This is a genomic window from Jatrophihabitans sp. YIM 134969, assembly GCF_054456675.1.
The window spans coordinates 1-24,446 of the sequence record NZ_JBTJEQ010000060.1; the positions used below are offsets into that span (position 1 = coordinate 1).

Here is a 24,446-nt window from a genome sequence, read left to right on the forward strand (position 1 = left end):
CCACGGCCCGCCCGGCCGTCGCGGGCCGGGCGTCGCCCCGCCCGCGGGCGGGGCTGACCCGGCAGCTGCGTCGGGGTCAGCGGCCCGGGGTCAGCGGCCCGGTGTCAGCACCACCACCGGCGGCTTGGACGGCGTCGGTCGCAGCGGGGCGCCGCACGGCAGCGAGGAGTCGGGGACGGCGATCTCCGTGCCGGGTCCGTGCCGCAGTTCGCACTGACCGTTCGCGAAGGTGCCCCACCGCCCCGACGGCTGGAACCGGACCACGGTGCCCGCGACCGGCTGCGGGTGGGCCGCGCGGTAGCTGGTCCAGGCCGTCGCCGGCACCGTCACCCAGTCGCCGCAGCCGCCGAGGTCGTCACAGTCACGCACCGGCACGATCGCGCCGCCGGCCGCGCGGCCGAGGGTGCCGAGCCCTGGCGCGCCGTCGTCGGCGACCTTGAGGAACGTGCCGTCCGCGATGGTCGGACGCAGGTGGGCGTACGCCCCGCCGAGGGGAGCGCGGGTGACCGCCATCGGGTCGATGTCGACCGAGCCCGCGCACCCGTTCATCCCGGTGGTCGTGCAGGAGGCCACCGGCAACGGTGCTCCGCCCGCGACCCGCCACCGGGCCGTGCTGTTCGCCGCCTTGAGGAACGTCCCGTCGCGGGGGACGTCGCGCAGGCTCTCGAACTGGTCGTCGTCGATCGGGGTGACCTCGCGGGACACGCCGCCCATCGTCGTCCAGTTGGTGACGATGACCGGGGCGCCGCCGGCGATCCGGTAGGTGACGTTGTCGTGGAGGACGTAGTCGCCGTCCTCGACCTGGGGAGGCGAGTCGACGTCCGGGTTGCCGCCACCGCGCCCGAGCGGGTCGTGCAACCAGGCGTAGGGCCAGAGCGAGCCGAACGCGGCGACCCGCCAGTTGCTCACGGTGAGCGTGCGCCAGCCGTCGGCGGTGTCGTTCTGGGTGGCGAGCAGCACCGAGCCGTTGCCGGCACCGTCGACGTTCGTCGAGGCCACGACCGCGACGTGGCCCCACCGGTTGGTGGGGCTGGAGAAGGACATGACGTCACCGGGCTGCGGCGCCTTGCCGACCGTCCCGTTGTCGACGCGCACCAGGCCGCCGCCCTGCGCCGGCGTGTAGTGGTTCACCACGTCCACGCCGTTGGCCTGGTACGGCTGCACGCCGTAGACCTGGATCATGAAGCGCTGCGCGAACTCGACGCACTGCCACTCCAGCTCGCCCCAACCCGGTCGCGACCACCAGATGTTGGGCGCGCCCGCGAGGTTCCGCGGCCCGCAGACCGGGATGCCGAGCACCACGCCGCCGAGGCGACGGGCGGCCTCGCCGCTCCAGCCGGCCGCGCGGGCCTTCCGGGTCCAGTTGACGGTGTCGCAGTCGCCGTTCCACCAACTCGGCGCGCCGTACGAGGTCGGCACGGCCGCGCGCGCGGGGGCGGCGGTGGAGGCGAGGGGGGCGACGACCGCCACCAGTCCGCCGGCGAGGACCGCGATGACGACCCCGAGCAGGGTGGCCCGGACGCGCGCGCGGGGAGCCGACCGTGGGTGGAGCGCTAGCACAGTGATGACCTCTCGGTTGTCCGACACGCCGTGTGGTCCCCCGACCCGTTCGCGGACTCTAAGCGGCATCTCGCCCGTGCGACAGTCGGAACGCCTGCGGCTGGTGGTTCCGCCGTGACGGGTGTGACTGGTGGTGCGAGTGATGCGGATGTGACAGAAGTTGCGCGTGCGGGAGCGGTCGTCACACGTCCCGTCGAGGCACCCGGGAGTCGTAGGCTGTCGCCCCGTGTCGACCGAGCAGAACCCCACCGCGACCCCGCCCCGCCCGACCGCGACCTTCCGTGGCGTCGTGGCCGTGGACGGCCCCTCGGGCACCGGCAAGTCCACGGTCTCGCGGCGGCTCGCTCGCGAACTGCGCGCCCGGTACCTCGACACCGGCGCGATGTACCGCGCCGCGGCGGTCGGCGCGCTGCGGGCCGGGGTCGACCTCGACGACCCCGAGGCGGTCGCCCGCTGCGTGGCCGACCTGCAGATCGGCATCAGCACCGACGCCGCGCCCGCCCAGGTCGTCCTCGGTGAGGAGGACGTCACCACCGCGATCCGCACCGACGACGCCACCCGCGCCGTCACCCCGGTCTCCGCCGTGCCCGCGGTGCGGACGCAGCTGGTCGCCCAGCAGCGCGACCTCATCGGCCGGGGCCGGATCGTCGTCGAGGGCAGGGACATCGGCACCGTCGTCGCGCCGGGGGCGGACGTGAAGATCTTCCTGACCGCCGACCCCGACGTCCGCGCCGCCCGCCGCGCGGGGGAGACCCACGCCGACGCCACGACCGTCCGGGCCGATCTCGAGCGGCGCGACCACGCCGACTCGACCCGCGCGACGAGCCCGCTCACCGCCGCCGACGACGCGGTGGTCGTCGACACGTCCGACCTCGACGCCGACCAGGTCGTCGCCCGCCTGCTCGCCATCGTGGCCGCGGCGACCGCGCCCACGGCGGTGCAGTCCGCGGTTGGCCGCTGACCGACCGGCCGGCCCGACCCTCGCCGCGCGGGTCGACAGCTCGCCCGGGCTGCGGCGCCGGCAGCGGATCGGACGCGCGCTGACGGCCGTCCTCGCCGACCTCGACGTCACCGGCCTGCGCCACGTCCCGCTCACCGGGCCGGTCGTGCTCGCGGTCAACCACACCGCGTTCCTCGACGGCCCGCTGCTGTTCGGCCTGCTCGACCGGCCGGTGTCGTTCCTCGTCAAGTCCGAGGCCTTCGCGCCCCCGCTCGTCGGCCGGGTGCTGCGCGGCGCCGGGCAGATCCCGGTCCACCGCGACACCGTCGACCCCGCGCCGGTCCGGCTCGCCCTGGCGATCCTGCGGCGTGGTGGCGTCGTCGGGATCTTCCCGGAGGGCACGCGGGGGCACGGACGCGTCGAGACGGCCAAGCCGGGCGCGGCCTACCTGGCGCTGCGAACCGGCGCGACCGTCGTGCCGGTCGCGTGCCACGGCACCCTCGACATGACCCACGGCCGCCGCTGGCACCGCCCGCCCGTGCGCGTCACCTTCGGCCCGCCGGTACCCGTGACACCATGGCCCAGGACAATGGGTGCCAGGACGACGGGGGCCAGCACGACGGGAGGCAGCCGCCAGCCGCTGCCCCGCCGGGTCTTCCGGGCCGAGGGCGAGCGGGTGCGCGCCGTGCTCGCCGACCTCGTCGCGCACACCGATCCCAGCCGCGACCCCACCCCGGAGGCCACACCGTGACCGAACCCGACGATCCCGCCGACACCGCCGTCCCGGCGACGCTGCCGGTGGTCGCGGTCGTCGGCCGCCCCAACGTCGGCAAGTCCACGTTGGTCAACCGCATCATCGGGCGCCGCGAAGCCGTGGTCCAGGACGTCCCCGGCGTCACCCGCGACCGGATCGCCTACGACGCCGACTGGAACGGCCGCTCCTTCCTGCTCGTCGACACCGGCGGCTGGGAGATCGAGAGCGGCCCCCGCGAGACGGTGCTCGCCCCGACGCTCGCCGCGCACGTCACGGCCCAGGCCCAGCACGCGGCCGAGACGGCCGACGTCGTGCTGTTCGTCGTCGACGGCCGGGTCGGGGCCACCGAGGCCGACCAGCAGGTCGCCCGCACCCTGCGCCGGGGCAAGGCGCCGGTCGTGCTGGCCGCGACCAAGGTGGACGACGAACGCGGCGAGGCCGACGCCGCCGAACTGTGGTCGCTCGGGCTGGGCGAACCGCACGTCGTCAGCGGCCTGCACGGTCGCGGCTCGGGTGACCTGCTCGACGTCGTCCTCTCGCACCTGCCCGACGCCCCGGCGATCAACGAGAACGACACCGGCCCGCGACGCGTCGCGCTGGTCGGCCGGCCGAACGTCGGCAAGTCCAGCCTGCTCAACAAGCTCGCGGGCGAGACCCGCTCGGTCGTCGACGACGTCGCGGGCACCACGGTCGACCCGGTCGACTCCATCGTCGAGGTCGGCGGGGAGCCGTGGCGGTTCGTCGACACGGCGGGCCTGCGCCGTCGGGTCCACCAGGCGGGCGGCATGGAGTACTACGCCAGCCTGCGGACGGCCGCGGCGATCGACTCCGCCGAGGTGGCGGTCGTCCTCATCGACGCGTCCGAGTCGCTGTCCGAGCAGGACCAGCGGGTGATCAACCAGGTCGTCGACGCCGGGCGCGCGCTGGTCATCGCGATGAACAAGTGGGACCTCATGGACGAGGACCGGCGCTACGACCTCGACCGCGAGATCGACCGTGACCTCGCGCGGGTCGCCTGGGCCGCCCGCGTCAACATCTCGGCCCGGACCGGCCGCGGCGTCGACCGGCTCGCGCCCGCGATGCGCACCGCCCTCGCGTCCTGGGACCGCCGCATCCCGACCGGCCCGCTCAACACCTGGCTGCGGGAACTGGTCAACGCCACGCCCCCGCCCGGGCGTGGGGGACGGATCCCGAAGGTGCTGTTCGCGACCCAGGCCACGACCCGTCCGCCGACGTTCGTCCTGTTCACCAGCGGGTTCCTCGAGGCGGGCTACCGCCGCTTCGTCGAACGCAAGCTGCGCGAGGACTTCGGGTTCACCGGCACGCCCATCCGGGTGTCGGTGCGGGTGCGGGAGAAGGGCGCCCGCGGCGGACGCGACGGCGGGAACCGGTAGGGGCGTCCGCTAGTCTTGCCGACGCACTCACGCGGGGCCGTTCCGGTCGAGCGCGGCGGGTCGCGGGCTGTGGCGCAGCTTGGTAGCGCACCTGACTGGGGGTCAGGGGGTCGCAGGTTCAAATCCTGTCAGCCCGACAGCGAGCCCTGGTGGGAGTTCCTCCCGCCAGGGCTCTGTCGTTCCCGGAGCCGTTCTCGGAGTCGTCGCCGGACCCGCTTCGACCCGTCCCCGCGTGGCCTCCCGACCCCCTGAGTGGGAGGCGGTCCGGACACCGCCCGGTCGCTAGCATCTGGCTGTGCAGACCGCTGGATCGTCGTCCAGCGTGCCCGGATCCGGTCAGCGGGCTCCCGACGGCCTCGGCCGGGTGTGGACGGTCCCGAACGCCATCTCCCTCGCGCGGCTGCTGGGCGTCCCGGTGTTCCTGTGGCTGCTGCTCGGGGTGCGCAGCGGCACCGGCGACGTCCTGGCGATCGTCGTCCTCGCGGTGTCGGGCTTCACCGACTGGCTCGACGGCGTGCTCGCCCGCAAGCTCGGCCAGTACAGCCGGCTGGGCGAGCTGCTCGACCCGTCGGCGGACCGTCTGTACATCCTCGCGACGCTCGTCGGCCTGGTCGTCCGCGACATCATCCCGTGGTGGCTCGCCGCGGTGATCATCGGCCGGGACGTGCTCCTCGGGATCCTGCTGCTCGTCCTGCGCGGGTACGGCGTCGGGCCGCTGCCGGTCAACTACCTCGGCAAGTCCGCGACCTTCGCGCTGCTCTACGCGTTCCCGTTCCTGCTGCTGGGCAGCTACCACGACCGTGACGGCGCGACCGGTGTCGCCGCCGGCATCGCCTGGCCGATCGCCTGGGCCTTCACGATCTGGGGCGTGGCCCTGTACGTGTGGGCGGGCGTGCTCTACGTCGTCCAGGTCGCGCGCACGGTCCGGACGGTGCGCGCCGCACGGGCGGCCGCCTCGTGACCCCGCCCGCCGAGGCGCCGGAGACGACCCGGCCGACCCGCTTCGCCGCGCCGTCGCTGCTCACCGACCTGCTCGCCAGCGGGCTCGACGCCGGGTACGCCGAGGCCGCGCAGCGGCGTCGGAACCGCCCGCAGCACGCCGGCCACGGTGCCGACCGCGCCTTCGAGGTCCTCGCCGTCGTGGTCGCCGTGCTCGCGGGCCTGGTCGTGGCGCTCGGCTGGAACGAGGCGCACCGCGGTGAACCGGCCCAGGAGGCCGTGCGTCAGCAGCTGGTCACCCGGGCCCGGGCCGCGGGCGCGGACGCCGACGCGCTCGAACGTCAGGTCACCGCGGCGGCAGCACGGGTCGCCGCCCTGCAGGGGACGGCGTTGTCGGGGGACCAGGCGGGCCGCGACGCCAGGGCGGCGCTCTCGGCCGCGCAGGTCGCCGCGGGCGCGGTGCCGGTCTCGGGTCCGGGGTTGCGGGTCGAGCTCGGCGACCCGAGCGCCCCGGAGACGGACCCCGCGGGCGGCCGCGCCGGCAGCACCCCGATCGGCGAGGTCCGGGTGGTCAGCGACATCGACGTCCGTGACCTGGTCAACGTCCTCTGGGGCGCGGGCGCCGAGGCCGTCGCGGTCAACCAGGTCCGGATCACGCCGGTGTCGGCGATCCGGTTCGCCGGCGCGGACATCCTCGTCGACCTGCGGACGGTCACCTCGCCCTACACGATCGAGGCGGTCGGCGCGGGGGACCGGCTCTCGGTCGCGTTCGCCCAGTCGGAGGTCGCCGCCCGCTTCGCCACCTACGCCGCCAACCGCGGGGTGAGCTTCTCCTTCGACACCGTCGGGTCGTTGTCCCTGCCCGCCGGCGTGGTCGCCGACCCCGAGTACGCGAGCACCCCGCCGGCCAGCACCACCCCGCCCGCCGGCACCACCCCGCCCACCCGCACCACCCCGCCCGCCAGCACGCCACCGACCGGGAAGTCGTCGTGATCGCAGCCATCGCCCTCGTCATCGGGATCGTGCTCGGCCTGGTGTTCCAGCCGACCGTCCCCGACTGGCTCTCGCCGTACCTGCCGATCGCGGTGGTCGCGGCCCTCGACGCTGTCTTCGGCGGTCTGCGGGCCCGCCTCGACGGCATCTTCGACGCCAAGGTGTTCGTGGTGTCGTTCGTGTCCAACGTCGTCGTGGCGGCGCTGATCGTGTTCCTCGGCGACAAGCTCGGTGTGGGCGGGCAGCTGTCGACCGCAGTGGTCGTCGTCCTCGGCATCCGCATCTTCGGCAACGCGGCCGCGATCCGCCGGCGGTTGTTCCGTGCCTGACGCCGAGGAGCACCACGGTCGGCACGAACAGCCACCGCCGGAGCCGGAGGAGACCGACACCGGTGCGGAGTCGACCGTCACCCGGCCGCGGCCGTCGTCGCACCGGGTCGCGGGCGTGCTCATCGGGGTGCTGCTGGCCCTGCTGGGGTTCGGCATCGCCGTGCAGGTGCGGTCGTCGTCGGGCGACACGCTCGCCGACGCCCGCCAGGACGACCTCATCCGCATCCTCGACGACCAGAACTCGCGGGCCGACCGGCTGCGTCAGCAACTCGCGCAGCTGCGCACCACCGAGCAGCAGCTGCAGGCGAGCGGCGACAAGGACTCGGTGGCCTACGCCCAGGCGGAGCAGCAGCTCACGGCGCTGCGGGTGCTGCTCGGGATCGTCCCGGCCACCGGGCCCGGCGTCAGGCTCACGATCACCGACCCCGACGACCAGCTCGGCGCCGAGGACCTGCTCGACATCGTCCAGGAGCTGCGCGGCGCGGGGGCCGAGGCCATCCAGTTCGACGACGTCCGCATCGGGACCGACAGCGCGTTCATGCCGTCGGCCACCGGCGACGGCCCGCCGCAACTGGACGGCACGACGCTCACCGCGCCGTACGAGATCCTGGCGATCGGTGACCCGCCGACCCTCGACCGGGCGCTCAACATCTTCGGTGGGGTCGCCGCCACCGTGCGGGCCAAGGGCGGTCAGGTCGCGATCGTGCAGGAGACGCGGGTCGACGTCACGGCGACCCGGCCCCTGCCCTCGACCGCGCTCGCGACCCCGTCGCGCTGACGGCCCGGCGGCACCACTAGCGTCTGGGGCCATGGCGAGCGAGATCCCCCCGGACCTGCGGTACACCGCCGAGCACGAGTGGGTCGCGGCCAGCGGCCCGGTCTGTCGCGTCGGCATCACCGCCTTCGCGCAGGACGCCCTCGGCGACGTCGTGTTCGTGCAGCTGCCCGAGGTCGGGGCCACCGTCGCGGCCGGTGACGCCGTCGGCGAGGTGGAGTCGACCAAGAGCGTGTCCGAGCTGTACGCGCCGGTCCCCGGCACCGTCACCGCGCGCAACGACGCCCTCGACGCCACGCCGGAGCTGATCAACTCCGACCCCTACGGCGAGGGCTGGATCATCGAGATCACCGTCGAGGACGGCGACGACGCCGCGCAGACGGCGCTCGACGGATTGCTCGACGCCGACGGCTATTCCACTGTCGCAACCTGAGGTCGAGACTCCGACGCGGGTCAAGTCGGGCTGGACCTCGACCTCCCGTTGACCCCCTGACGCGCCGCCACCTAGGCTCGGGCGGCGAACCCGGCCCGTCGGGAGTCACTCTCCCGGGGTCCGGTGTCCGGCCCACGCGTCGCGCGGCCCCGACCGATCGCCCACGCACGGCACCTGCCGTGCCTGCTGACTGCCCGCCGACCCCCGAGCGGCGGCACGATTCCCCAGGAGGCCACCGCCGGTGTTCTGCCCGAACTGCGGTACCGAGAACCCGCCCGGAAGCCGCTTCTGCACGCACTGCGGCTCGGCCCTGCCGGACACCCCGTTCCCGTCCGGTCCCGACGCGACGTCGGTGATCAACCTCGGCGGCGGTGCCCCGAGCGCGACCGACACCGACCCGGGGTTCTCGACCGCCGCCCACCAGGGCGCGGTCGACGCGCTCGCCGCGGGCTCGGCCCTGCTGGTGGTCAAGCGGGGACCCAACGCCGGCAGCCGCTTCCTGCTCGACCAGGACGTCACGACGGCCGGGCGCCACCCCGACAGCGACATCTTCCTCGACGACGTCACCGTCTCCCGCCGGCACGCGGAGTTCGCCCGCTCCGGCTCCGGTGCCGACGCGACCTTCGTCGTCCGCGACGTCGGCTCGCTCAACGGCACCTACGTCAACCGCGAGCGGATCGACTCGGTCGACCTCGCGGGCGGCGACGAGGTGCAGATCGGCAAGTTCCGGCTGGTCTTCCTGACCGCCGCGACCGGTGACGGGGGACAGGTGGCATGAGCGTCTCGGCAGCGGGGCAGGCGGGCGCCCCCCGCGTCGGCGGGATGTCGATCAGCGAGGTGCTCACCTCGCTGCGCGGCGAGTTCCCCGACATCACGATCTCCAAGATCCGGTTCCTCGAGTCCGAGGGTCTGGTCCACCCCGACCGCACGCCGTCGGGTTACCGGAAGTTCGGCGCGTCCGACGTCGCCCGGCTGCGGTACGTGCTCTCGCAGCAGCGCGACCACTACCTGCCGCTGCGGGTGATCAAGGACCAGCTCGACGCCATCGACCGCGGGGTGTCGCCCGCCGGGGCGGACGGCCTGCCGCAGCCCACGCTCGCCGTGGCGACCGCGGGGGCGGCCACGCCGTCGGCCGCCGACTTCGCCACGGGGTCGGCCACCATGCGGATGTCGCGCGAGGAGCTGCTCCACGCCACGGGCCTGCGCGAGGACCAGCTGCGGGAACTCGAGCAGTACCAGCTGGTCGTCGGGCGTCCCGACGGCTACTTCGACGAGGACGCGCTCGCGGTCGGGCAGACCGTCGTCGAGCTGTCGCGGTTCGGCATCGAGGGGCGTCACCTGCGGGCGTTCCGCACCGCCGCCGACCGCGAGGTCGGCTTGTTCGAGCAGGTCGTCCAGCCCATCGCGCACCAGCGCGGCGGCGACGGCCGGGCCCGCGCCGAGGAGACCGTCCGCGAGCTCGCCGCGCTCTCGGTGCGGCTGCACGCCACGCTCGTCGCCGCCGGCCTGCGGCAGTTCACCGGACCCTGACGTCGGGGCTGGCCCCCGGGCCACCGGCGTGCGGGTTTGCGCCGCTGCGACAAGGGTTTTCGACCGCTCTCCCGTGACTCTCGACCGGGTCCGTTCGCCCGGTGGGTGTCGGGGTGCCGGTGTAGCGTGAGAGCCATGCATCCGATGCGCGTGGTCGGCGTCCGGGTGGAGCTGCCGGCGAACCAGCCGGTCGTGCTGCTCCGCGAGCAGGACGGTGTCCGCTACCTGCCGATCTGGATCGGCGCCGTCGAGGCGTCGGCCATCGCGTTCCAGCAGCAGGGGGTGCAGTCGGCCCGGCCGCTCACCCACGACCTGCTCAAGGACGTCATCACCGCGCTCGGCCGCAAGCTCGAGGCGGTCCACATCACCGAACTGCGCGACGACGTGTTCTACGCCGAGTTGCAGTTCGCGGGCGACCTGCGGGTCAGTGCCCGCCCCTCCGACGCGATCGCCCTCGCCCTGCGCTGCGAGGTCGAGATCCTCGGCACCGAGTCGGTCCTGGAGGCCGCGGGCGTCGAGATCCCGGACGAGCAGGAGGACGAGGTCGAGCGGTTCCGCGAGTTCCTCGACCAGGTGTCCCCGGACGACTTCGCCCCCGAATCCTGACCGTCAACCACAGGTCGAGGGTCAGGTGTCCAGAACTCTCGACCACAGGTCGACTGTTCTCCCGCGCGTCGCGTTGACCTCGGGTGGGCGGCGTCATAGCGTCCGCGCCAACGAACGTCACCCGAACCCGATCCTGTCGACTCCGGTCAGGACGCCCGGGCCGAGCGAAGGACGGTGAGCAGGTGACCAGCGAACCGACCCCCGTGCAGGGCGCCCTCTTCGAGACCGAGGACGCCTACGAGCCGGGCGAGGGGATCGGGTACCGCGGCACCACCGCGCTCGCCGCCGCCGGGATCACCTACCGCCAGCTCGACTACTGGGCCCGCACCGGCCTGGTCGCGCCGTCGATCCGCTCGGCCACGGGCTCGGGCAGCCAGCGGCTGTACTCGTTCAAGGACATCCTCGTCCTCAAGGTCGTCAAGCGGCTGCTCGACGCCGGTGTCTCCCTGCAGAACATCCGCACGGCCGTCCAGCACCTGCGCGAACGCGGCGTCGAGGACCTCGCCCGCATCAGCCTGTGGTCCGACGGCACGACGGTCTACGAGTGCACCTCGGCCGAGGAGATCGTCGACCTGCTGCAGGGCGGCCAGGGCGTCTTCGGCATCGCCGTCAGCGGCGCGCTGCAGGAACTGGTCGGCTCACTGTCGGACCTGCCCAGCGAGCGCGCCGACGGCGCCCCCGCCGACCTCGAGGTGCCCGTCGCCGACGACGAGCTCTCCCGCCGCCGTCAGGCCCGCTCCGCCACCGCCTGACCTCTCGACCGCGCGCTGCCGTGCCGGTGCTCGGCCCATCCGACCCGCTGCCCGCGCGCCCGCGGCGCGTGCTCGTCGCCGGGACGAGTGGCGCGGGCAAGACGACGCTCGCCCGAACGATCGCGGACGTGTCGGCTCTGCCGCACACCGAGATCGATGCGTTGTTCCACGGCGCCGAGTGGACGCCACGACCCTCGTTCGTCGACGACGTCACCGCGCTCGTGGCACGCGAGCACTGGGTGACCGAGTACCAGTACCGCGCCGTCCGGCCGCTCCTGCTGGCACGCTGCGACCTGTACGTCGCGCTCGAACTGCCGGTGGCGTTGGTCATGAGCCGGCTGCTCCGTCGCACGGTGCGCCGGTCGTGGCGCCGGGAGCAACTGTGGAACGGCAACGTCGAGGCTCCGTTGCGCACCGTGCTCACCGATCGCGACCACATCCTGCGCTGGGGCTGGCGCACCCGTCGCCTCGCCGCGACCCGACTGCGCGAGGCGCAGGTCGACCGGCCGGAACTGCCGGTCGTCGTCCTGCGATCGCCGCGTGACGTCCGCACCTGGCTCGCCGGCCCCCTCGCCGCGGCCTCGGCCTGAACCGCTGCTCGCGAACACGGGTGCCGACACCCACCGAGGGGGCGGACGCGCGAGTTGTCTCCCACCTTCGCGGGATCGGCGTCGGTCGGCGCCCCGTCCGGTGGGCTGGGTCAGCCGCGCTTCCAGGCGCGCAGCGCCGCGATCTGGGCGTCGAGCCGGTCCTGCTGGAAGGCCGCCGCGAGGGTGGCGTCGACGGTGACCTCGGAGCCGTCCCGGAGGACGACGACCGCACACGGGGTCGCGGCGCGGCCGGGGCGCTGACCCGCGCGGATCTCCCGCACCTGGTCGCGGCGCAGGGTCGCGGTGGCGGCGCGGTTGCGGACCCGCAGGGTGCCGTCGCCCGCGACCGACGCCGCGAGGCCTCCGATCCGCCAGGCCAGCAGCAGCGCGACGACCACCACGACGGCGACGGGCACGAGCATCGCCCAGCGTCCGGACGCCGCGACCGGCCCGCCGACCAGCACCGCGACCGCCACGGCGATCGCCGCGAGCGCGCCCACCCAGACCCGCACCCAGCGGGGCGGCCGGATCGGCAGGGTCGCGGTGGCGGGCGCAGCGGTCACGGACATGCCGGGAACCGTAGGACGACGCTGTGTCACCTGCGTTTCGTCGGCGTCACGCCGCTCACGCCGCTACGCGCGTCGGGCCGGTCGGGCCCGCTGCGCTGGTACCGTCGTCCCCGGCCGATCAACCCGCGCGGGAGAGTCCGGCCCAGTCACCAGGCTGGGACCGGGCGCCGAAGGGGCAACCTCCCCGGAACCTCTCAGGCACCAGGACCGCGCGGAGCAGGCCACTCTGGAGTGCGTCGACGCGCGACAGGAGGGGAAACGGGCCCCGCCCGTGGTTCCCGCCCGTCCGCTCCCCACCTGGAGATCGCGTGACCAGCACCCTCGACCGTCCCGCCGCCGTCGCAGGCATCGACCCGACCGGTCCCGACACCACCGCACCCGGCTTCTTCGCCGACCGGCACATCGGGACGCCCTCGTCCGACCAGGCGCGCATGCTGGAGGTGCTCGGGTACCCGAGCGTCGCGGCGCTGCTCGACGCCGCGGTCCCCGAGGCGATCCGGATCCGTGAGCCGCTGGCGCTGCCCGCCGCGGCCGAGGAGGCCGAGGTCGCCGCCGAGCTGGTCGCGCTCGCCCACCGCAACACCGTCAGCACCGCGATGATCGGGCTGGGCTACCACGGCACCCGCACCCCGGCGCTGATCCGGCGGGTCGTGCTGGAGAACCCGTCCTGGTACACCGCGTACACGCCCTACCAGCCCGAGATCAGCCAGGGCCGGCTCCAGGCGCTCATCAACTTCCAGACGATGGTCACCGACCTCACCGGTCTGGACCTCTCCGGTGCGTCGATGCTCGACGAGGGCACCGCCGCCGCCGAGGCCATGGCCCTGGCCCACCGCGCCACCAAGAGCAACGACCGGAACACCTTCGTCGTCGACCCCGACGTCTACCCGCAGACCCTCGAGGTCCTGCGCACCCGCGCCGAGCCGCTCGGGCTGCAGGTCGTGGTCGCCCCGCTCGACACCCCCCTCGAACCCGCGCTCACGGACAGCATGTTCGGCGTCCTCGTCCAGTACCCCGGCGCGAGCGGCGCCGTGAAGGACCTCGGTCCGGTCGTCGAGGCCGCCCACGCCGCCGGCGCGCAGGCGGTCGTCGCCGCGGACCTGCTCGCCCTGACCCTGCTGCCCACCCCGGGCGAGGCCGGCGCGGACATCGCCGTCGGTTCGTCGCAGCGCTTCGGGGTTCCGCTCGGCTTCGGCGGCCCGCACGCGGGTTACCTCGCCGTCCGGTCGGGCCTGGAGCGGCAGCTGCCCGGACGCCTGGTGGGGGTCTCCGTCGACGCCGACGGCCACACCGCCTACCGGCTGGCGCTGCAGACCCGCGAGCAGCACATCCGCCGTGAGAAGGCCACGAGCAACATCTGCACCGCGCAGGTCCTGCTGGCCGTCATCGCCGGCGCCTACGCCGTCTACCACGGCCCGGACCGCCTGCGGGCGCTCGCCCGCCGCGTCCACGACCAGGCCGCTCGGCTCGCCACCGGCCTCACGGCCGCCGGTCTCGACGTCGCCCCCGGCCCGTTCTTCGACACCGTCACGGTCCGGGTCCCGGGCCGCGCGGGCGAGGTCGTCGCGGCCGCGGCCCAGCGGCTGGTCGACCTGCGCCTCGTCGACGCCGACACCGTCTCGATCGCCTGCGACGAGACCACCACCGACGAGCACCTGGCCGTCGTCGCCGAGGCCTTCGGGGCGTCGGTCGCCGCGGTCGCCGACCCGTCGCTCGAGGTGATCCCGGAGCGCACGTCGGACTTCCTCACCCACCCGGTCTTCCACGACCACCGGTCGGAGACCGCGATGCTGCGCTACCTCAAGCGCCTCGCCGACCGTGACTACGCGCTCGACCGCGGGATGATCCCGCTCGGTTCCTGCACGATGAAGCTCAACGCCGCGACCGAGATGGAGCCGATCTCGCTGCCCGGCTTCTCGCAGCTGCACCCGTTCGCGCCGGTGTCACGTTTCGACGGCTACCGCTCGATGTTCGCCGACCTCGAGGGGTGGCTGGCCGAGATCACCGGCTACGACGCCGTCTCGCTGCAGCCCAACGCGGGCTCCCAGGGCGAGTTCGCGGGCCTGCTCGCGATCCGCGCGTACCACCGCGCCAACGGCGACACCCACCGCACGGTCTGCCTCATCCCGGACTCCGCCCACGGCACCAACGCCGCGAGCGCCGCGATGGCCGGCATGAAGGTCGTGGTCGTCAAGACCGGCGGCAGCCAGGGCGAGATCGACCTCGACGACCTGCGCGCCAAGATCGAACTCCACCGCGACGCCCTCGCCGCGATCATGGTCACCTACCCCTCGACCCACGGCGTGTTCGAGCAGCACATCCGCACGGTGTGCGAACTCGTCCACGACGCCGGTGGTCAGGTCTACGTCGACGGCGCCAACCTCAACGCGTTGGTGGGCCTCGCCAAGCCCGGCAAGTTCGGCGCCGACGTCTCGCACCTGAACCTGCACAAGACCTTCTGCATCCCGCACGGCGGCGGCGGCCCGGGCGTCGGCCCGATCGGCGTGCGCGCGCACCTCGCGCCGTTCCTGCCGGGTGCGGCCCTGCAGCCGGGCGCGGGCCCCGCGGACGGTCCCGCGGTCTCGGCCGCGCCGTGGGGGTCGGCGTCGATCCTGCCGATCAGCTGGGCGTACCTGCGGCTCATGGGTCCCGACGGCCTGGTCGGCGCGACCGCGGCGGCGATCCTCGCGGCCAACTACGTCGCGGCCCGCCTCGGCGAGCACTACCCGATCCTGTTCGAGGGCGACAACGGCCTGGTGGCCCACGAGTGCATCCTGGACCTGCGCCCGATCACCAAGAGCAGCGGTGTGACGGTGGACGACGTCGCCAAGCGGCTCATCGACTACGGCTTCCACGCGCCGACGATGTCCTTCCCCGTGGCCGGCACGCTCATGGTCGAGCCGACGGAGAGCGAGGACCTCGGCGAGCTCGACCGGTTCGTCGACGCCATGATCGCCATCCGCGGCGAGATCGCGCGGGTCGAGGCGGGCGAGTGGCCGGCCGACGACAACCCGCTGCGCGGCGCGCCGCACACCGCGGCCTCGATCGCGGGGGAGTGGGACCACCCGTACAGCCGCCGCACGGCGGTCTACCCGGGCGGGGTCGACCCCGACAAGTACTGGCCGCCGGTGCGCCGCATCGACGGCGTTTACGGCGACCGCAACCTCACCTGCTCCTGCCCGCCGCTCTCGGCGTACGAGGACTGACGCACGCGGCGTTCCTCGGCCGGGTCACCACCCGGCCGGGGGACCTGGCGAGTGGGCACCTCCCCGGTCGAGTGGTCGGAAAGAGCTGACCACTCGAGGGGTTTCGTGACCACTCACCGTGCAGTGGGGGTCGTCCGGGCGGGGACGGCGGGGGCGGCGGGGCGGGTCAGGCGACGCGGCGGTGGGTGGCGCAGGCGAGCAGGTCGGCGCGACGGGCCTCGACGCACTGACCGTCGGGCAGCAGTTCGCCGGTGTCCTCGAACAACACCACCCCGTTGCAGAGCAGGCTCCAGCCCTGTTCCGGGTGGGCGACGAGGACGTGCGCGGCGTCGCGGTCGGCGGCGTCGGCGGCGGGGCAGGTCGGTGCGTGTGTGCAGCGGTGTGCAGGCCGCGTCATCACGGTGGTCATGAGGTCCTTCGTTCGTGTCGTGTGCAGATTCCTCGGGGACAACCGAAGTGTCCCCCGTCACAAGCGCTTCCGCCACCCCGGCGCGCAGAGTTTGTTTCAGGCTCGACCAAACTTCTCCTGCGCGTCGGCCAACACGTCGTGGCGCGGGTCGCGGCGCGGCAGCCAGGTGGCGAGCAGGGTGGGGAACCCCGCCGCGGTGAGCGTGTCGACCACCGCCGGGTCGTCGTCGACCACGGTGATCAACTCGCCGGCGCGTTCACGGCCGAGGCGACGGATCTCCTGCAGCTTGACGTACTTGGCCGGCCGGTGGTCGCCGTCCTCCCGCATCAACAGCGGCCCGGCGGGCAGTCCGGCGGCGTCGAGCCAGGTCTGGGTGAGCCGACGGGACCAGGCAGGCCGACCGGTCAGCCAGACGATGTCGCCGTCGAGTGCGGCCTGCTCGGCGAGGGCCCGGCCGGTCCCGAGCACCGGGTCGCGGTCGGCCGCCTCGTGGAAGGCGAACCAGTCGCGCTGACGCGGCTCGAGGTGGTGCAGCCGGTGGGAGACGTCGGCGACCACCCCGTCGATGTCGAACACGGTGTAGTTGCGATCCCCGGCCACGCCGCTCCAGGGTAGAGAGCCGCTCGCGGCCCCTGCGTCGACCCGTCCGGAACCGCGTCAACCCGCCCGGAACCGCAGGACCAGCCGGTCGTGCGGCCGCCGCCGGTAGCCCAACCGCTCGTACACCCCGTTCGACGTCGGGTTTGCCGCGTCGGTGAACAGGCACACCTGCGTGGCGCCCGCCGCGAACGCCGCGCGGGTGACCGCGGCGGTCACCGCGGCCGCGTGGCCCCGGCCGCGGACCGACGGCTCGGTGTAGACGCCCGCCACCCGCGAGACCCCGGCCACGGCCCGCGACGCCTGGGCCGTGGCGACCGGCCCCGAGCCGTCGTCGAGCAACCAGAGCAGGCCCGCAACGATCCGGTCGCGGTGGATCTGCTCCGGTGACGCCCCGTGCTCGCCGATCTCGGCGCGCATCGCCGTGACCAGGGCGAGCACCTCCCGCAGGTCGTCGGGTGTCGCCGGCCGGACCTCGGTGCCCGCCCGGTGCGGCGGCTCGACCAGGTCACCGGTCGTGGGCAGCTCGAGCAGGTGCAGCCGGTGGTCCGGTTCGACCACGACGTCGTGGCTCGCGGCCCACGCGGCGGTGAAGGCCTCCGCGACGGGGACGGGGGCGTTCACGCCGGCGAGCGTCCGCCCGCCGACGGCCGCAACCAGCCCCGCCGGGTCGACGGCTCCGTCGAGCACCAACGGGTGCGGTGGCGTGGTCAGCGCGGCGGCGTCGACCTCGCCCCGGTCGTCGCGGTGCAGCGCGAACAACGGCGGGACGTCGGACCACGCCACCCCGGCGGCGAGGCTCGCCAGGACGGTCGCCTGTGAGGTGTGCTCCACCGGGTCGGAGGCGAGGAACGCCTGGACCGCCGCCCGGTGCGCCGCGAGGTCGGTGCCCACCGACCAGCCCCGCTCGCGTCCGTCCACGACCTGACCGTAGGGCCGGGGTCCACCGCGAAACGCCTACCGTGACGGCCGTGGCTGAGCGGACGCACCGGGTCGTGTGCGGCGCGCTCGTACGGGGCGACGAGGTGCTGCTGGTGCACCGGCACCCGGACCGGCGGCACTTCCCCGGCGTGTGGGACCTGCCCGGCGGGCACGTCGAACCGGGGGAGGAACCGGTCGCGGCGCTGCGCCGTGAGTTGCGCGAGGAACTCGGCGTCACCGTCACCGGGCTGGCGCCCGATCCGGCGGTGCGGATCCGGCCGTGGCCGGAACTCGACCTGTCGGCCTGGCCGGTCGCCACCTGGACGGGCGAGCACCGCAACCTGCAGCCGGACGAGCACGACGACCTGCGCTGGTGGCCGCTCACCGCGCTCGACACCCTCCCGCTCCCCGGCCCCTGGGACGTCCACACCCTGCGGCTGCTCGCCGGGCTCGGGGCGAGTTCCCCGGCCCGTCGCGCGCTGCTGGCGGGAATCGCGGGCGCCGTCGGGCCGGGTCCGGTGCGCATCGGCATCGACGGGGTGGACGGCGCCGGCAAGACGCGTTTCGCCGACGACCTCGCCGTCGCCCTGCGCGAACGCGGACGCAGCGTGGTCCGGGTGCGGGTCGACGACTTCCTGTTCCCCTCGGAGCACCGGTACCGCCGGGGTCGCGGCGATCCCGAGGGTTTCTTCCTCGACTCGTTCGACCACGACACTGTGCGGCGGACCCTCCTCGACCCGCACCCCTCGACCGGCGACGACACCGTCCTGCTCGTCGACGGGCTGTTCCTGCAACGCGAGGAACTCGCGGGCGCGTTCGACCTGGTGGTGTTCCTCGACGTCCCGTTCGAGGTGACCGCCGCGCGGATGGCGGTACGTGACGGCACCCCGGCCGACCCGGGCCACCCGCGCATGCGGCGGTACGTCGAGGGCCAGCGGATCTACTTCGCCCGGTGCCGTCCGCGCGAGCGTGCCGACGTCGTGATCGAGCACTCCGACCCGCTCGCGCCGGTGGTCGTCCGATCGTCGCTGTGACGGGACCGCGTGAGCGACTACCCTTGCGGAACCGTGCGCTTCCTCGCGGGAACCCCGCCGTACGACCTGACCTACGACGACGTCTTCATGGTGCCGCGCCGCTCGGCGGTGGGCAGCCGGTTCGACGTCGACCTCGCCACCACCGACGGCTCCGGCGCGACCATCCCGCTGGTGGTCGCGAACATGACCGCGGTCGCCGGCCGCCGGATGGCCGAGACCGTGGCCCGCCGCGGCGGGTTGACCGTGCTGCCGCAGGACATCCCGACCGAGGTCGTCAGCGAGGTCGTCTCGTGGGTCAAGCAGCGCGACCTGGTGGTCGACACCCCCATCACGCTCGACCCGCACAGCACCGTCGGCGAGGCGGTGGCGCTGCTGCCCAAGCGCGCCCACGACGCCGCGATCGTGGTCGACGGCGCGGGCCGGCCGGTCGGGGTGGTCACGGCTCGTGACACCCAGGGCGCGGACCGGTTCGCCCAGGTCCACGCCGTCATGTCGACCGACCTGCTCACCCTGCCGCACGGCCTGGACCCCCGCACGGCCTTCGAGAGGCTGCACGCCGCCCACCGCCGGCTCGCGCCGGTCGTCGACGACGACGGTCGCCTCGTCGGCATCCAGACCCGTGTCGGCGCGCTGCGCGCGACGCTCTACCAGCCCGCGGTCGACGGCGCCGGCAAGCTCCGGGTGGCCGCGGCCATCGGCGTCAACGGCGATGTCGCGCTCAAGGCCAAGCGCCTGCTCGAGGCCGGTGTCGACGTGCTCGTCGTCGACACCGCCCACGGTCACCAGCAGCGCATGCTCGACGCCCTCGCGGCCGTCAAGGCGCTCGATCCGCAGGTGCCGATCGTGGCCGGCAACGTGGTGTCGGCCGAGGGTGTGCGTGACCTGGTCGCGGCGGGCGCCGACATCCTCAAGGTGGGTGTCGGCCCGGGTGCGATGTGCACGACCCGGATGATGACCGGCGTCGGGCGCCCGCAGTTCTCCGCGGTGCTGGAGTGCGCGGAGGCGGCGGCCGAACTCGGCAAGCACGTCTGGGCCGACGGCGGGGTGCGCCACCCGCGCGACGTCGCCCTCGCGCTCGCCGCCGGCGCGTCCGCGGTCATGATCGGGTCGTGGTTCGCGGGCACGCTGGAGTCACCCGGTGACCTGCACACCGCTCCCGACGGCCGGGCCTACAAGGACAGCTTCGGCATGGCCTCGGCCCGGGCGGTCGCGGCGCGGACGTCCGGCGAGGGCGCGTTCGACCGGGCCCGGAAAGCCCTGTACGAGGAGGGCATCTCGACCGGCCGCATGTATCTCGACGTCGAACGACCTGGCGTCGAGGACCTCATCGACGAGATCGTCGCGGGCGTGCGGTCGTCGTGCACCTACGCCGGCGCGACGACCCTCGCCGAGTTCGCCGAACGCGCGACGGTCGGTGTGCAGAGCGCGGCGGGCTACGCCGAAGGGCGCCCCCTGCACGCCGGCTGGTAGGCCGCCGCCCTGCCTGGGGGGCGGGCGTCAGCTGTCGACGCTCTTGAGGTTCGGCAGGTCCATGAGCTTGAGGACGCCGCTGCGCACGTCCGGGCAGGTCTTGGTGGTCACGGCGTCGGCCTTGGAGTACGGGTCCGAGTCACTGTTGGCAATGCCCCAGGCCAGGATGATGGTCCGCACGTAGGAGCGGACGACGTCGGACGGCACGCCGTCGCCCTGCTTGTTCGCGACGTCGAGGTTGGCGCACAACGTCTCCGGTGAGTCCGGGTTCGTGGTGGTGACGCCGGTGGGGTCGTCCGTGGGCGTGTCGGTCGGCTCGTCGGTGGGCTCGTCCGTCGGGGTGTCGGTCGGCTCGTCCGACGGGGCGTCGGTGGACGGATCCGTCGGGTCGCCGGTGGGGAAGTCCCCGCTGGCGGTGACCTGGGGCGCCGGGCCCGGGGTCCCCGCGATGGTCTCGGTGCAGCCCGCGAGCGCGCCCACCAGCAGCAGCCCCGCGACCGAGGTCGCCACCCACCGAACGCTCATGCCATCCCCTCCACCCGCACAGCCTGCCGTACGCCTCGCACGTCGTACCCGGTGGGCGGTGGCCGGTACCGGTGACGTCGTCCCGGGAAGGTGACCCCTGGGACGCGGCCTAGGCGCCGGCGTCGACCGGGCGGTCGGCGTAGGCCTCCCAGAGCGCGGCGTAGGTGCCACCGGCGGCGAGCAGGTCCTCGTGCGAGCCGTCCTCGACGATCCGGCCGCCCGCGAGCACGACGACCCGGTCGGCGCGCGCGGCGGTCGACAGTCGGTGGGCCACAACGAACGTGGTCCGTCTGCGGGCCAGCGCCGCCGTGGCGACGGTGACGGCCGACTCGCTGGCGAGGTCCAGCGCGGCAGTGGCCTCGTCCAGCAGCAGGACGTCGGGGTCGACGAGTTCGGCCCGGGCGAGCGCGACCAGTTGCCGTTGCCCGGCCGAGAGGTTCTGCCCGCGCTCGCCGACCTCGTGGTCGTAGCCCCCCGGCAGTGACTCGATGACCCGGTCGGCGCCGACGGCCCGCGCCGCCGCGCGCACCTCGGCGTCGGACGCCGACGGCCGCCCGTACGCGATGGCCTGCCGCACGGTGCCCGGCGAGAGGTACGCCTCCTGCGGCACCAGCCCGAGGTGCGAGCGGTACTGCTCGAGGTCGAGCTCGCGCAGGTCGTGGCCGTCGACGAGCACGCTGCCCGCGGTGGGGTCGTAGAACCGGGCGACCAGCTTGACCACGGTCGACTTGCCGGCGCCGGTCTGCCCGACCAGCGCGACGGTCTCGCCGGGTTCGACCACGAGGTCGACCTGCTCCAGCGCGGGCCGCTCCGCCCCGGTGTAGGCGAAGTCGACGTCGCGCAGTTCGACCCGGCCGCGGAGGCGTTCGACCGGCCGGGGGTGGGCCGCGAGCGGGGTCGAGGTGGGCGTGCGCAGCAGGTCACGCAGTCGCGCCAGGCCGACCGCGCTCTGCTGGTAGCCGTCGAAGACCTGCGACAGCTGCTGCACCGGGCCGAAGAAGGCGTCGAGGTAGAGGAAGAACGCGATCAACGCACCGGCGGTGAGGGTGCCGTCGTGCAGGCGGCTGGCGCCGAGCCACAGCACCAGCGCCCCGCCGAGGTCGGAGAGGAACTGCACGAACGGGAAGTAGGTCGCGATGTAACGCTGGGCCTTCAGCCGGCTGTCGCGGTAGCGCTCGGCCGCGGTACGGAACGTGGCCCGGTTGCGCTCCTCGCGGGTGTAGGCCTGCGTGACCCGGGTTCCCGAGACGCTCTCCTGCAACTGGGCGTTGACCGCGCCGACCCGCTCGCGGGCCTCGACGTACTGCGGGACGGCCTTGGTGCGGAACCACCAGGTGGCGAGCGCCAGCACCGGCAGCATCCCGACCAGGACCAGCGACAGTTCGCCGTCGACCAGCACGAGCGCGACCAGCACCCCGACGAGCGTGAACAGGCTGACCACGGTGGTCGCGAGTCCGGTCTGCAGGAAGTTCGACAGCGCGTCGACGTCCGTGGTCATCCGGGTCATGATCTTGCCGCCGAGCTCGCGCTCGTAGTAGTCGAGCCCGAGCCGCTGCAACTGCGCGAACGTCTTGACCCGCAGGCTGTACAGCAGACGTTCGCCGGTGCGACCGGTCACCCGTTGTCCCGCCCGGCTGATGGCCCAGTCGACCAGCAGGATCGCGAACGCCGCGATCGAGACCACCAGCAGCGCCGTGAAGTCGGGGGTCACCACGCCGCGGTCGATGCCGGTGCGCACCAACGCCGGGACCAGCAGTTGCGCCACGCTGTCCAGGCCGACCAGCAGCAGGCCGAACAGCAGCACGCGCCGGAACGGTTGCAGCAGGCGGCGCAGCCCGAACTCGGGTTCGGCGGCGCGCGCCTGCTCGGACGGGACGTCCGGGAGGTCGTCGGCGGGAGGCAGGGCGTCGAGCGCTGCCAGCAGCTTGGCGTCCGGCGGGATGTCGGCGAGGAACCCACCACGGCCGGGCAGGGCGGCGTCGCCCGCGGCCGCAGCGACCGGCACGCGGACCGTCGCGCCGACCGCGAGGTCGCCGGGCTCGGCGACGGCCGCGCCGTCGACGAACAACCGGCGGAACACGGGCGAGGTCTGCTCGAGTTCGTCGACCGTTCCCGAGGCGACGACCCGCCCGTCGTCGAGCACGACCACGCGGTCGGCCAGCGCGAGGGTCGAGCGGCGGTGGGCGATGACCAGGGCGCTGCGCGGCGGTTCACCGTCGAGCAGGTCGCGGATCGCGTCGAGGATGTCGACCTCGACGCGGGGGTCGACCGCCGAGGTGGCGTCGTCGAGGACCAGCACCCGTGGGTTGCGCAGCAGGGCCCGGGCGAGCGCGAGGCGCTGCCGTTGGCCACCGGAGAGGGTCAACCCGCGCTCGCCGACGGTCGTTGCGTACCCCTCGGGCAACGCCTCGATGAACTCGTGGGCCGAGGCGGCCCGGGCGGCGGCGTGCACCTGTTCGGTGGTGGCGTCGGGCGCGCCGTAGGCGATGTTGTCGTGCACGGACGCCGAGACGAGGAACGCCTCCTCGAACACCACGGCCACCGCCGTGCGCAGCGACTCGCGCCGCAGGTCGCGGACGTCGACCCCGCCGACGCGCACCGCCCCGGAGTCGACGTCGTAGAACCGGGGGAGCAGCTGCGCCAGGGTCGACTTGCCCGACCCGGCGGTGCCGACGACCGCCACGGTCTCACCCGGCGCCACGGTGAAGCTCACGCCCTCGAGCACCGGGTCGGCGGGCTGGTAACCGAAGCGGACGGCGTCGAACTCCACTCCGACGGGCCCGGCCGGGACGTCTCGGGCGTCGGGGCGGTCGACCACGGTCGGGCGGGCGTCGACGATCTCCAGCACGCGCTCCACCCCGGCACGGGCCTGCTGGCCGATGGTGAGCAACGCGGTCAGCTGCCGGACGGGGCTCACCAGCTGGCCGAGGTAGGTCGAGAACGCGAGGAAGGTGCCGATGGTGATGTGGCCGTGCAGCGCCAGCCAACCGCCGAGCAGCAGCACACCGACCTGGCCGAGCGCGGGCACCGCCTGCAGGGCCGGCCCGTAGCGGCTCTGCAGCCGCACCACCCGCATCCGGCTGCCGAACAACCGGGTGGCCCGGCCGTCGAGCTCGTCGAGTTCGCGGTTCTCCTGCCCGAAACCCTTCACCACCCGCACGCCGGTGACCGCGGCCTCGACCTGACCGACCACCTCGCCCGCCTGCTGCTGGGCGTCCCAGTTGGCGGGGAACAGGTCGCGGCGCGACCGCGAGGCGACGAACCACAACGCGGGGACGACGAGCACCGTGACGAGCGTGAGGGTCGGCGAGAGCACGACCATGACGACGAGCGAGACGAGGAACAGCAGCGCGTTGGCCGACAGCAGCGGGATGAACGCCAGCAGCCCCTGGACCAGCCCGATGTCGGTGATGGCGCGGCTGACGACCTGGCCGGTGTTCAACCGGTCCTGTCCGGAGCCGTCGAGCCGGACGAGGGCGGTGAACACGTCGTCACGCATGTCGCGTTGGACGTCGAGGGAGAGTCGGCCCGCGGTGTACCGACGCACGAAGGTCAGCAGGTACTGCACGACGGCGGCGGCGACCAGCACGAGCAGCCAGCCGGTGACGCTCGGGGCGTCACCCCGACCGGCGGGGGCGAGGACGTCGTCGACGACGTGCCGCACGACCAGCGGGACGCCGGCCGAGACGACCGCGCCCGCGGCAGCGGTGCCGAACGCGAGCGAGAGGTCGCCGCGGTGGGCGAGGCAGTAGCGCAGCAGGCGGCGCAGCCAGCCCCGATCGGTGCGGTCGTCCCGGACGGTGTGGTCGGCCCGTTGGCTGCGGGTGGCGGTGGTCGGCGCACCCGCTGTCGTCACGTCCGTCGAGGTTAACGACGGGGTCCGACAGCTTCCGGCCCCCGGCGGCGGTGTTCGCCGAGAGCACACGTCGCTATACAGGACGGCATGGCCGACGAGAACCCACGACGACCACACGACGGACCACGCGACGGGGACCCGTGGGGCCCGACGACCCGGTTCGGGCCGGACGAGGCGACCCCCACGACGAACCTGCCGCCCGTTCCGCTGCCACCCGCGCCGCCGCCCGCGGGGCCGCCCGCGATCCCGCCGTCGCTGCCGCCG

23 protein-coding genes, 1 tRNA gene and 1 riboswitch are annotated in these 24,446 nt (G+C 74.1%); of the genes, 17 read left to right on the plus strand and 7 right to left on the minus strand.

Going from position 1 to position 24,446, the window contains the following annotated elements; genetic code table 11:
• Window positions 1–90: 90 nt before the first annotated feature.
• The gene (locus ACXR2U_RS21505) at window positions 91–1,560 is read right to left on the minus strand and encodes a CHAP domain-containing protein (RefSeq protein WP_458827140.1); all 1,470 of its coding nucleotides are present in this window, start codon (window positions 1,558–1,560) and stop codon (window positions 91–93) included.
• Window positions 1,561–1,786: 226 nt separating this feature from the next.
• Between ACXR2U_RS21505 and cmk the strand changes: the two genes are divergently transcribed.
• The 14 genes from cmk to ACXR2U_RS21575 all read left to right on the plus strand — a co-directional run bounded on the left by cmk (window position 1,787) and on the right by ACXR2U_RS21575 (window position 11,595).
• Window positions 1,787–2,521, plus strand: a complete 735-nt coding sequence (cmk, locus tag ACXR2U_RS21510) for a (d)CMP kinase (protein WP_458827141.1) — start codon at window positions 1,787–1,789, stop codon at window positions 2,519–2,521.
• On the plus strand, window positions 2,511–3,251 hold the full coding sequence (locus tag ACXR2U_RS21515; protein WP_458827142.1) for a lysophospholipid acyltransferase family protein: 741 nt from the start codon (window positions 2,511–2,513) through the stop codon (window positions 3,249–3,251). The genes cmk and ACXR2U_RS21515 overlap by 11 nt, the downstream gene beginning before the upstream one ends.
• Window positions 3,248–4,648, plus strand: a complete 1,401-nt coding sequence (gene der / locus ACXR2U_RS21520; protein ID WP_458827143.1) for a ribosome biogenesis GTPase Der — start codon at window positions 3,248–3,250, stop codon at window positions 4,646–4,648. Before ACXR2U_RS21515 ends, der begins: the two co-directional genes overlap by 4 nt.
• A 63-nt stretch (window positions 4,649–4,711) precedes the next feature.
• A tRNA-Pro gene (locus ACXR2U_RS21525) sits at window positions 4,712–4,785 on the plus strand.
• A gap of 158 nt (window positions 4,786–4,943) precedes the next feature.
• A complete protein-coding gene (locus tag ACXR2U_RS21530; protein WP_458827144.1) occupies window positions 4,944–5,609 on the plus strand; it encodes a CDP-alcohol phosphatidyltransferase family protein in 666 nt (221 codons plus the stop codon).
• Window positions 5,606–6,580: a DUF881 domain-containing protein gene (locus ACXR2U_RS21535; RefSeq protein WP_458827145.1), complete on the plus strand. Its 975-nt coding sequence runs from the start codon at window positions 5,606–5,608 to the stop codon at window positions 6,578–6,580. Before ACXR2U_RS21530 ends, ACXR2U_RS21535 begins: the two co-directional genes overlap by 4 nt.
• Window positions 6,577–6,909 (plus strand): small basic family protein, encoded by a 333-nt coding sequence (locus ACXR2U_RS21540; RefSeq protein WP_458827146.1) that lies wholly within the window; start codon window positions 6,577–6,579, stop codon window positions 6,907–6,909. Before ACXR2U_RS21535 ends, ACXR2U_RS21540 begins: the two co-directional genes overlap by 4 nt.
• Window positions 6,902–7,687, plus strand: coding sequence for a DUF881 domain-containing protein (locus tag ACXR2U_RS21545; RefSeq protein ID WP_458827147.1), 786 nt, complete (start codon window positions 6,902–6,904; stop codon window positions 7,685–7,687). The genes ACXR2U_RS21540 and ACXR2U_RS21545 overlap by 8 nt, the downstream gene beginning before the upstream one ends.
• 31 nt (window positions 7,688–7,718) lie before the next feature.
• A complete protein-coding gene (gene gcvH, locus ACXR2U_RS21550; protein ID WP_458827148.1) occupies window positions 7,719–8,117 on the plus strand; it encodes a glycine cleavage system protein GcvH in 399 nt (132 codons plus the stop codon).
• A 241-nt stretch (window positions 8,118–8,358) separates the two neighbouring features.
• On the plus strand, window positions 8,359–8,895 hold the full coding sequence (locus ACXR2U_RS21555; protein ID WP_458827149.1) for an FHA domain-containing protein: 537 nt from the start codon (window positions 8,359–8,361) through the stop codon (window positions 8,893–8,895).
• Window positions 8,892–9,647, plus strand: coding sequence for a transcriptional regulator FtsR (gene ftsR, locus ACXR2U_RS21560; RefSeq protein ID WP_458827150.1), 756 nt, complete (start codon window positions 8,892–8,894; stop codon window positions 9,645–9,647). Before ACXR2U_RS21555 ends, ftsR begins: the two co-directional genes overlap by 4 nt.
• Before the next feature lie 135 nt (window positions 9,648–9,782).
• Window positions 9,783–10,253, plus strand: coding sequence for a bifunctional nuclease family protein (locus tag ACXR2U_RS21565; protein WP_458827151.1), 471 nt, complete (start codon window positions 9,783–9,785; stop codon window positions 10,251–10,253).
• A 182-nt stretch (window positions 10,254–10,435) separates the two neighbouring features.
• Complete coding sequence (locus ACXR2U_RS21570; protein WP_458827152.1) at window positions 10,436–11,005, plus strand: MerR family transcriptional regulator; 570 nt, start codon at window positions 10,436–10,438, stop codon at window positions 11,003–11,005.
• Window positions 11,006–11,133: 128 nt separating this feature from the next.
• Window positions 11,134–11,595: an AAA family ATPase gene (locus tag ACXR2U_RS21575; RefSeq protein WP_458827153.1), complete on the plus strand. Its 462-nt coding sequence runs from the start codon at window positions 11,134–11,136 to the stop codon at window positions 11,593–11,595.
• Window positions 11,596–11,705: 110 nt separating this feature from the next.
• On the opposite strand, the gene ACXR2U_RS21580 is transcribed toward ACXR2U_RS21575, so the two are convergent.
• A complete protein-coding gene (locus ACXR2U_RS21580) occupies window positions 11,706–12,164 on the minus strand; it encodes a hypothetical protein (protein WP_458827154.1) in 459 nt (152 codons plus the stop codon).
• Window positions 12,165–12,282: 118 nt separating this feature from the next.
• A riboswitch (glycine riboswitch) is annotated at window positions 12,283–12,384 on the plus strand.
• 127 nt (window positions 12,385–12,511) lie between these two features.
• Between ACXR2U_RS21580 and gcvP the strand changes: the two genes are divergently transcribed.
• A complete protein-coding gene (gene gcvP / locus ACXR2U_RS21585; protein ID WP_458827159.1) occupies window positions 12,512–15,370 on the plus strand; it encodes an aminomethyl-transferring glycine dehydrogenase in 2,859 nt (952 codons plus the stop codon).
• 166 nt (window positions 15,371–15,536) lie between these two features.
• On the opposite strand, the gene ACXR2U_RS21590 is transcribed toward gcvP, so the two are convergent.
• The 3 genes from ACXR2U_RS21590 to ACXR2U_RS21600 all read right to left on the minus strand — a co-directional run bounded on the left by ACXR2U_RS21590 (window position 15,537) and on the right by ACXR2U_RS21600 (window position 17,297).
• Window positions 15,537–15,767: a DUF5999 family protein gene (locus ACXR2U_RS21590; RefSeq protein WP_458827160.1), complete on the minus strand. Its 231-nt coding sequence runs from the start codon at window positions 15,765–15,767 to the stop codon at window positions 15,537–15,539.
• 108 nt (window positions 15,768–15,875) lie between these two features.
• Window positions 15,876–16,379 carry a phosphatase domain-containing protein gene (locus ACXR2U_RS21595; RefSeq protein ID WP_458827155.1) on the minus strand — a complete coding sequence of 168 codons (504 nt, stop codon included), beginning with the start codon at window positions 16,377–16,379 and terminating at the stop codon, window positions 15,876–15,878.
• A 57-nt stretch (window positions 16,380–16,436) separates the two neighbouring features.
• Window positions 16,437–17,297 carry a GNAT family N-acetyltransferase gene (locus ACXR2U_RS21600; protein ID WP_458827156.1) on the minus strand — a complete coding sequence of 287 codons (861 nt, stop codon included), beginning with the start codon at window positions 17,295–17,297 and terminating at the stop codon, window positions 16,437–16,439.
• Between the two features lie 50 nt (window positions 17,298–17,347).
• On the opposite strand from ACXR2U_RS21600, the gene ACXR2U_RS21605 reads away from it, so the two are divergent.
• Together ACXR2U_RS21605 and ACXR2U_RS21610 are read left to right on the plus strand one after the other, a co-directional pair.
• Complete coding sequence (locus ACXR2U_RS21605; RefSeq protein ID WP_458827157.1) at window positions 17,348–18,331, plus strand: NUDIX domain-containing protein; 984 nt, start codon at window positions 17,348–17,350, stop codon at window positions 18,329–18,331.
• Window positions 18,332–18,364: 33 nt separating this feature from the next.
• The gene (locus ACXR2U_RS21610; RefSeq protein ID WP_458827161.1) at window positions 18,365–19,801 is read left to right on the plus strand and encodes a GuaB1 family IMP dehydrogenase-related protein; all 1,437 of its coding nucleotides are present in this window, start codon (window positions 18,365–18,367) and stop codon (window positions 19,799–19,801) included.
• Window positions 19,802–19,828: 27 nt separating this feature from the next.
• Here the strand turns inward: ACXR2U_RS21610 and ACXR2U_RS21615 are convergent, their stop codons facing one another.
• Window positions 19,829–20,326 (minus strand): hypothetical protein, encoded by a 498-nt coding sequence (locus ACXR2U_RS21615; RefSeq protein WP_458827158.1) that lies wholly within the window; start codon window positions 20,324–20,326, stop codon window positions 19,829–19,831.
• 109 nt (window positions 20,327–20,435) lie between these two features.
• The gene (locus ACXR2U_RS21620) at window positions 20,436–24,095 is read right to left on the minus strand and encodes an ABC transporter ATP-binding protein (protein WP_458827162.1); all 3,660 of its coding nucleotides are present in this window, start codon (window positions 24,093–24,095) and stop codon (window positions 20,436–20,438) included.
• Window positions 24,096–24,446: the final 351 nt, after the last annotated feature.